The organism is Kamptonema animale CS-326 (assembly GCF_028330895.1).
Classification (GTDB): domain Bacteria; phylum Cyanobacteriota; class Cyanobacteriia; order Cyanobacteriales; family Microcoleaceae; genus Kamptonema; species Kamptonema formosum.
In genome coordinates, this window is the sequence record NZ_JAQMUA010000241.1 from 1 (window position 1) to 8,088 (window position 8,088).

Consider the following 8,088-nt stretch of genomic DNA (forward strand, 5'->3'; position numbering starts at 1 on the left):
AGTGGATCTGATAAAATGAGGGTAACATTATGTTTTTCGATAGGCAAGCGTGTAACAATTTGGCTGCCTATCTTTTTTTACCACAACTCGGCTCAATCTTTACCCCATAAGCCTTTGGGCCGGATTGTCACCCCCCCAGAAAAAAACCTGGTTTCTTTGGTTGGGTGCGTAAGTCCTGCATAAATAAAGATTATGTTGGCTTACCGTTTTCCAACTGCTAAAGCCAACAAAAAACAACTGCCCCGATTCATCATATCGAACTCGATAGAGAATGGGGGCAGTGTAGGAACAGATATCGCAATATTTAACTCTAATTGCTCTAGCCATTCTCTCATAATTAAGCAGTTACTGACTCTTGGGTACGGGCAAAAATCATCCTACCCGCAGAAGTTTGTAAGGCACTGGTAACGACTACTCTAACTTCGCCACCGACATAGCTGCTGCCAGCTTCCACTACTACCATTGTACCATCTTCTAAATAGCCAATCCCCTGAGATGGTTCCTTGCCTTCCTTGCGGATTTTGAGTTCGATGGTGTCTCCCGGCAAATAACTCGGACGTAATGCCTGAGTTAGATCGTTGATATTCAAAACCGCTACTTTCTGTACGCTTGCTACCTTAGACAAATTGTAGTCATTAGTTAGTAAAGTACCGTTAATATCTTGGGCAAAACGGACTAATTTAGCATCTACTGTTGCTAAATCTTCATAGTCAGCAGAGTGAATTTGAATGCGATCTGGATAAGTTTCTTTCATGCTGTTAAGAATATCCAGACCCCGCCGTCCTCGCGCCCGCTTTTGATCGTTAGCAGCATCAGCTATTAGTTGCAATTCTTGTAAAACAAACTGCGGTACTAAGATTTGACCTTCTAAAAAACCAGTTTCCAGTAAGTTTTCAATTCGGCCATCAATGATGCAGCTAGTATCTAAAACTTTGGTAGGCGCTGGTTTAAAAGTGCCTTCTGCTACTAATACTGTATCTAAACTGTTGGGATTGATTAGCCGCAAGAAGCCTCTGCCGTGAGTGTCCGCTAAGTTGACTCCGGTGAAGCCGAAAATGACGCTACCGAGGACTGCGACTAGAGGTTTGATGAAACCGAATTCGCGAGGGATGGGTAACAGGAAAAGCGGTGCTAGCATTAAGTTAGCAACGAGCAGTCCGACGATTAAACCGATGGCGCGAGTCAGTAAGACTTCAAGGGGCATATCGCGAACTTGCTTTTCTACGCGCCGATAGGTGGTTTGACCCACTAATCCGAAGACGAAGCCGATTAATGTGCCAAAAGCGCCCAATACCGATCTCAAGCCTTCGATGTTGGTGACTTGCACTAGGAGGTTGGGTGGTAGCAGATCGACCCCATAGAAGCCTATCCCCGCTCCTGCGATTATGAATGAAATAATTATGATTGCATCAAGCATTGTTTTAGACGAATAATTTTGCCGATCTTATTATATCTTTCAAGTGATGGTATTATTTTGACATAGATTGGTACGGAAATCCCAACTTAATTATTAATAAAGATTTTATTAAGAATGTAGATTTCAAATCACAGGTATGATGCAATGAGTTTGACTGTAAATCCGGCGCGATCGCAATTTAAGACAGAGGGGCAATTTGCCTGCGATCTTCCCAGTTCGGCATATCTACACATTCCTTTTTGCCGCCGTCGCTGCTTTTACTGCGATTTCCCGGTTTCTGTGGTGGGGGATGCCTACGGGGGGCGGAATCCACGCAAAAATAGCGAAGATTCAGGGACGATTCAGGAATATGTTACGGTTTTGTGCCGGGAAATTGCCCTCAGTGCGGGGTTTTGTCAATCTTTGCAGACGGTTTTTTTTGGTGGGGGCACGCCTTCGCTGTTGTCAGTTAGTCAGTTAAACCGGATTTTGGAGGCTCTCGATCGCCAATTTGGGATTGCTGCGGAGGCGGAAATTTCGATGGAAATTGACCCTGCTACGTTTAGTTTAGAGCAGTTGCAGGGATATAAGGCGGCGGGGGTAAATCGGGTGAGTTTGGGGGTGCAAGCTTTTCAGGATGAGTTATTGCGGGTTTGCGGGCGATCGCACTGTGTTGCTGATATTTATGAGGCGGTGGATTTGGTGCAAAAAGCAGAAATTACTAATTTCAGTTTAGACCTGATTTCTGGTCTGCCGCACCAAAGTTTAGAACAGTGGCAACTTTCTCTGGCGGCGGCGGTTGCCATTGCTCCAGCTCACTTATCTTGTTACGATTTAGTTTTAGAGCCTGTAACGGCTTTTGGGCGTTACTTTCAATCGGGAATTGAGCCTTTGCCAGCGGATGAAACGGCGGCTCAAATGTATCGCTTAGCACAGCAAATTTTAACTGAAGCTGGCTACGAACATTATGAGATTTCTAACTATGCTCGATCTGGTTATCAGTGCCGCCATAATCGGGTTTATTGGGAAAATCGTCCTTATTATGGTTTTGGGATGGGGGCGGCGAGTTATTTGCAGGGAGTGCGATTGACGCGATCGCGCACTAGGAAAGAATATTATCAGTGGGTGGAGGATTCGACATCGGTAAAAGTTGCTGAAACTCCGATGACTTCCCATGATGTTTTGTTGGAAACGGTGATGCTGGGATTGCGTTTGGCCCAGGGTGTGAGTCTGGAAGCGATCGCGCAAAAATTTGGAGAAAATACGCTTGAGAAGATTTGGAGTTGTTTGCAACCTTACTATCGACAAAAATGGGTAGAAATTGCTGGGGATAACGGCTTGCTATTGAATATCAGAGATGGTCAAAAACTACCTTCCTGCGGCTATCTAAGGTTGAGCGATCCTGAAGGATTCTTATTTTCCAATACAATTTTAGCGACTTTGTTTAGCAAGTTGGAAGAGGATGGGCAACTATGACCTAAGACATAGAACCGCTCTTATCCTTACCCTGAGAAAGTTTGAGAGCCTGGGAGGAACGTAACTATTTTTTGTTGATCCCCGTACCATTACTCTTAAAGTTGATATAATTTTTATCGATCCCTAGGAATAGACCCTTCCCAACTCAACTGAATCTTTAGATAGACGTAGGCGAAAATAGCTGACTGTCATACTTTGAGAGATATGAACTAGGAGAAGCTCTTAAATGAACGCTCTGACTCTCGAAAGTAATGATAGCCGCACCAGCTCTGACCCTGCGATTGGCTTGCGTGGCAAAGACTTTCCCTCTAGGTGTAGTCTTTGTACTCATTACCAACTTCACGGGAGACGGGGCGGTAATTGCCAACTGCTAAATGTAACAGTTCAAGGTGTGTGGAAGGCGTGTTCTTTGGCGTTAACGCCGTTTGCGCCTTCTTGCGAGTCCGACTTTATAGGTGAGGCGATCGCCAACCGAAGTTTAAATTAATCAAATGAACGGGTGGCCGATTTTGCGATAGCTTCTTCTCGGCTATAATTAGGTGAGTAGGGTTGGTGATTAGTTACACAATTTGAATAGAAACTTAAGGATATGACTTTAACTCTCGATCGGCTACCTTCTGAACTCTCTGGACGAATTCTTTGCTGTTATGTGAATGAGACTAGCATGATGCAGATTGCTCGGATTGTGAATATTACTAATTGGTATTTTGAGCGGACGGTTTTTCCCGGTGAGCGTTTATTATTTGAAGCGTTGCCGGAGGCGGAGTTGGAAATTTGGCAAAGTGTGGAGACGGGTGCAGTTGCTTTTGATAAATTTTTGTGCGATGAGTTGCGGGTTGAGGAATAAACTGACTCTGCGGTGTAGAATTAACTGGATTTTAGTGAAGGAGGGCGATCGGTCTTTTTTTTGAGAGGGCGATCGCTACTCAACTTCTCGATTAACTGAACTTAAACAAAAAATAAGGAGATATCAAGCTACAATACTTTAACTTTACGAAAAATATATTTTTTATGAGTTCTGAAACAGAAAAACTTCTGGGAATTCTTGAGCTTTATAAAAATGCTAATACAATATTTGTTTGGAATACAGATAATCAAAAATACTTTAACGTCTGGAATCTTTTGATTTCCGAAGGCTTTGTTAATTCGATTAAACCAGAGCAAGCTATCAAACATTGGCAAAATATAGAATATTGGGGAACTCCAACTAATCAGAAAACCGAGTGTATTCAATACGCGCCAATGCGTCAAGAACGCAAAAACAGATATTGGAATCCTTCTTTACAAAGAGAACGAGTAAGTTATTATCAGGCATTGGTTTATTTTCTAAACAAAAGCTTACAAAACCTACAAGCATATACTATCACTGGTTTTGCTAATCCAGAGAGTCTTAATATACAAAGATTTAAGCATTGTATAGTTTTAGGTCAAACCTCAAGTCAAGACTGGATTTGTATTGCTCCTACCGTACCAGATCAAGTTTGGCAACCTTACTACCGTGCAAAACATCCTGAAATTATTTCACTAACTTCCTGTCAATCAGGAAATGTGGATACTCAAGAAATAGTGGGAAAGATTAATAAGATTCTCGCCAGACTAAAACCTCTTGAAATCTACGGTTATTACTATGGTGATTACAAATATAGCTACGATCACCAACTTTTTTGTACTTCGTCATCAGACTTAGTAAAGGCTATTGAACTTACACTAGAAGCAACTACTATGCTTGATTTTAATGGAAGGCTTTCACTATATGGCGAGCGAGATGGTTGGGAAAATAATCGAGATCAAATTAGTCTATTTATGAATAGATACCTTAAAAACCGCAAGTGTTTTACCCTCAGTTTTTGGGATGTTGGTTGCGGTTATGACCTTGGTTGTACACCTACTGGTGATTGGATTGGATTTAAGCATTCGAGAGTATTTGAATACAATCCTTAGTAAGTTACTTTATTTTCATCTACTTATCGTACTGGATTAGCTAGTAGTCGATAGGTAATTCTATCTGTCAACAACCCAACAACTCAACCAAGGCCTCAGCCAAATATTCATACTGCGACAAACTATTATAAACCTGAGCCGAAATCCTCACTAACCGCTTACTCGCATCCGGCCAAGGCATCACCGGAACCTCTATTTTAAACTTCTCCCATAACTCATTTTGAATCGGTGGTAACTCTCCCTTTTTAACAACATCAGCATCTCCATCTGGCAAAGCAATAACAGCCATCGAACCAATCATTTCATCAGGACAAGGGAGTAATAACCCCAATTTCTCCATCAATATTTGCCTACCTGCCAACGCCATCTTATGATTTCTTTCCCTCAATTCCTTCCATCCACCTGTTAGTAAAGAACCCATAAAGTCAATAGCCACAGGTACAGATAAATAGGCACTCGGATCGTCCGTTCCCATCCAGTCAAATTCCAATTGAAAACGCGACTTATCACTGCGAGGAGAATTAGCACCATGACTGATAACCGCAGGCCGAATTTCCTCTTGTTTATCTGGTTTCACATACAAAAAACCCGCACCTTTTGGTGCAGATAACCATTTATGACAATTTCCAGTATAATAGGCAGAGCCAATTTCATGCAAATTCAATGCTAACATTCCTGGTGCGTGTGCTCCGTCAACTAATGTATCCACACCGCAATTAGCCAACTCTTTTACTAACTGCTGAATGGGAAAAATTAAACCAGTTTGACTTACTACATGGTCTAATAAAGCTAACCGCGTTCTTGGCGTAACGCACTTCATTACTGCTTCAATAACTTGATCGGGTGACTCAATAGGAAATGGGACTTGTGCTACTACTATTTTAGCACCAGTGCGATCGGCTACAAAATTAAGTACATTTCGACAAGCATTATATTCCTGATTTGTTGTTAGTAACTCGTCATTGGAAGAGAAAGAAAGAGAACGCAAAACCGCATTTACTCCCGTCGTTGCATTTGGGACAAATACTAATTCATCGGCATTAGCACCAACAAACTCAGCTAATTTAATACGAGCATTATCCAAAAGTGGCTCAAATTCTCGCATAAAAAAGCGCAAAGGTTCCCGTTCCAACTGTTGACGAAACTCTGTTTGTGCAGCCAAAACTGGAATCGGACAAGCACCAAAAGCGCCGTGATTGAGAAAAGTAATATCTCGATCTAGTAACCAATGTTCAGATAGAGATTTCTCAGTATATTTAACGTTATTCATTATGTTTTAATTCCTTAAATTCGACTGGCGTGTTACAATTCCATAGCATTTTTGCTTCTCGTTCCCCTAAAGAAAGAGGTATTGCATCAATTTCCCTTAACCAATTTTGAAACGATCGCCCTCCTTTGTCAATAAAATTCCGCAATTCTGGTAAAGCTTGTTTACGATAAAATCCACACAAAGGTTCCCATCTTGAGTTTTGGTATGGTACAACTGCTAAAATAGAATTAGGTACTTGATTTAACCGATCGATCCAATCCTGAAGAATATCTGTTTTTAATAAAGGTAAATCGCAGGCTAAAAGTAATATCCATTCAGCCGAAATTTGAGCTAATCCCTCAGATAAAGCAACTAACGGCCCGCTACCACGATCAGATTCTAACAGAAATTTATAATCTCCCGTTAAATTCTCTTGATAGCGATCGCGCCAAGGTGTGAGAATATAAACCTGGGGAGTTAGAGAAGCCGCAACTTCATATACTTGCTGTAAAAATGGTTTTCCATTTATTAATAATAGTGCCTTATCTTCTCCCATCCGCGAACTTTGACCGCCAGCAAGAATAAGAACAGCAATTTGGTTATTAGTCATGTTTTAAAATATCAATTAGGATTTACTAGCTGGTCTCATAAAAAATGAGATTGCTTCACTACGTTCGCAATGACATAAGTAAAATTGTTCGCAATGACATAATCAAGATTGTTCACAATGACATCATTAAGATGATTAAGATGATAATGAGATAATTAGGGTTGAAATCTCTTCAAGTTTATCCCGTACCTTACGGCTCATTAATAAACTTTCAGCTTTACCTAAACCAGAATTCATATCCGGGCAAATTCCGCACCGCCATAGGTAAAAAGCGCCATTCCAGAGAGTAGATTGCATTAATTCCGAGGGTTCACCGCGCAAAACTGACTGCATCTGTGCTACCAACTCCGAAGTAGAATCTAGAGGAGGATTTTTATTGCTAAAACCGTAATCTCCGTGAGCTAAAAGTAATCTTTCAAAAGGTCGATCTGATTTAGAAATACCGATAATTGCAGTTCTATCTCGCGGCAAATCGCAGCTACCTTCTAATCCTTTAACTGTTGTAAAATTATTGGTTCCCCGCAATTTAAAGGCTTCTTGGAACATATTTTCTGTAGGTGGATGCACGTAGCCGCAAACAATGTGAGCATCACCTAAATATGGACACCACATTAACTCCATTGTAGCAAAAGGCGGTCGTTTCCCAATTTCACGACGGTATAAAACTAAACTATCAGCTTGAGGAAAGTGCGTACAAATATAGACAAAACCTAAACCTGTAGATTCCAAAACTTGTTGAACTTGTTCTAGAGAAAGTTTTGTCCAGTCAATGCCTAAACCTTGCCAAATGTCAATTAGAGGAACGCCTTCTTTTGTAGGCATTGTATTGCCACCGTGCATAATCGCAGGAGCGCCCGCTGAGGCTAAAATTAGAGCAGTTAAAGGAGATATTGGTGCTGTACGCGATCGCCCATCATAAGGCACTCCAAACACAGTTGGTGGTACGTTAGCAAATTTACCAGTAGCTATCGGTTTCAATCGCGGCCCTAGTTCATCATAAGCGTCAAGCATTCCCGCCAATTCTTCACCAGTAGGCCGTTTGATCCGATGAGAGATCATAAAGGCCCCAATTTGGGCTGGTGTTGCTTCTGCTAGCAGCATCATTCTAGTTGCTGTTGCTGCTTCAGAACGAGTTAAATTTTCTCCTGTATGCACTCCACTGCCGATTTTTCGCACTAATTCTCTAAATTTGTCACTCATAATTAATTTTGTTAGTTGTTAGTTGTTAGTTGTTAGTTGTTGGTTGTTAGACAAAATTAAACGTAGGGTGGGCGCTCGCCGCCCAAGTCTGTAACTCATAGCTAAATCAATTAAAAATTAAAAGTTAAAAATTAAAAAGGAAATTAATTAAATTTTTAATTTTTAATTTTACATTTTTAATTCTTGAGAGAGGCGAGCGCCCACCTTACAATTTAT

At 41.2% G+C, this 8,088-nt stretch carries 8 protein-coding genes; 4 read left to right on the forward strand and 4 right to left on the reverse strand.

Features of this window, described 5'->3' with window-relative positions; all coding sequences use genetic code 11:
• Positions 1–337 precede the first annotated feature (337 nt).
• Positions 338–1,417, reverse strand: coding sequence for a PIN/TRAM domain-containing protein (locus PN499_RS13880; protein ID WP_272032557.1), 1,080 nt, complete (start codon positions 1,415–1,417; stop codon positions 338–340).
• Positions 1,418–1,561: 144 nt separating this feature from the next.
• Between PN499_RS13880 and hemW the strand changes: the two genes are divergently transcribed.
• The 4 genes from hemW to PN499_RS13900 all read left to right on the forward strand — a co-directional run bounded on the left by hemW (position 1,562) and on the right by PN499_RS13900 (position 4,813).
• Entirely contained in the window at positions 1,562–2,872 is a 1,311-nt protein-coding gene (gene hemW, locus PN499_RS13885) for a radical SAM family heme chaperone HemW (protein ID WP_272032558.1), read from the forward strand.
• Positions 2,873–3,098: 226 nt separating this feature from the next.
• Positions 3,099–3,359, forward strand: a complete 261-nt coding sequence (locus PN499_RS13890) for a hypothetical protein (RefSeq protein ID WP_334311688.1) — start codon at positions 3,099–3,101, stop codon at positions 3,357–3,359.
• A 102-nt stretch (positions 3,360–3,461) separates the two neighbouring features.
• Positions 3,462–3,719, forward strand: coding sequence for a DUF1830 domain-containing protein (locus tag PN499_RS13895; RefSeq protein ID WP_272032559.1), 258 nt, complete (start codon positions 3,462–3,464; stop codon positions 3,717–3,719).
• A gap of 164 nt (positions 3,720–3,883) precedes the next feature.
• Positions 3,884–4,813 carry a hypothetical protein gene (locus PN499_RS13900; protein WP_272032560.1) on the forward strand — a complete coding sequence of 310 codons (930 nt, stop codon included), beginning with the start codon at positions 3,884–3,886 and terminating at the stop codon, positions 4,811–4,813.
• Between the two features lie 67 nt (positions 4,814–4,880).
• Here the strand turns inward: PN499_RS13900 and PN499_RS13905 are convergent, their stop codons facing one another.
• The 3 genes from PN499_RS13905 to PN499_RS13915 all read right to left on the reverse strand — a co-directional run bounded on the left by PN499_RS13905 (position 4,881) and on the right by PN499_RS13915 (position 7,872).
• Positions 4,881–6,083 (reverse strand): aminotransferase class V-fold PLP-dependent enzyme, encoded by a 1,203-nt coding sequence (locus PN499_RS13905; RefSeq protein ID WP_272032561.1) that lies wholly within the window; start codon positions 6,081–6,083, stop codon positions 4,881–4,883.
• Positions 6,076–6,672 carry a molybdenum cofactor guanylyltransferase gene (locus PN499_RS13910; RefSeq protein WP_272032563.1) on the reverse strand — a complete coding sequence of 199 codons (597 nt, stop codon included), beginning with the start codon at positions 6,670–6,672 and terminating at the stop codon, positions 6,076–6,078. Before PN499_RS13910 ends, PN499_RS13905 begins: the two co-directional genes overlap by 8 nt.
• A gap of 135 nt (positions 6,673–6,807) precedes the next feature.
• Positions 6,808–7,872 carry an anthranilate phosphoribosyltransferase family protein gene (locus tag PN499_RS13915; protein ID WP_272032564.1) on the reverse strand — a complete coding sequence of 355 codons (1,065 nt, stop codon included), beginning with the start codon at positions 7,870–7,872 and terminating at the stop codon, positions 6,808–6,810.
• Positions 7,873–8,088 lie beyond the last annotated feature (216 nt).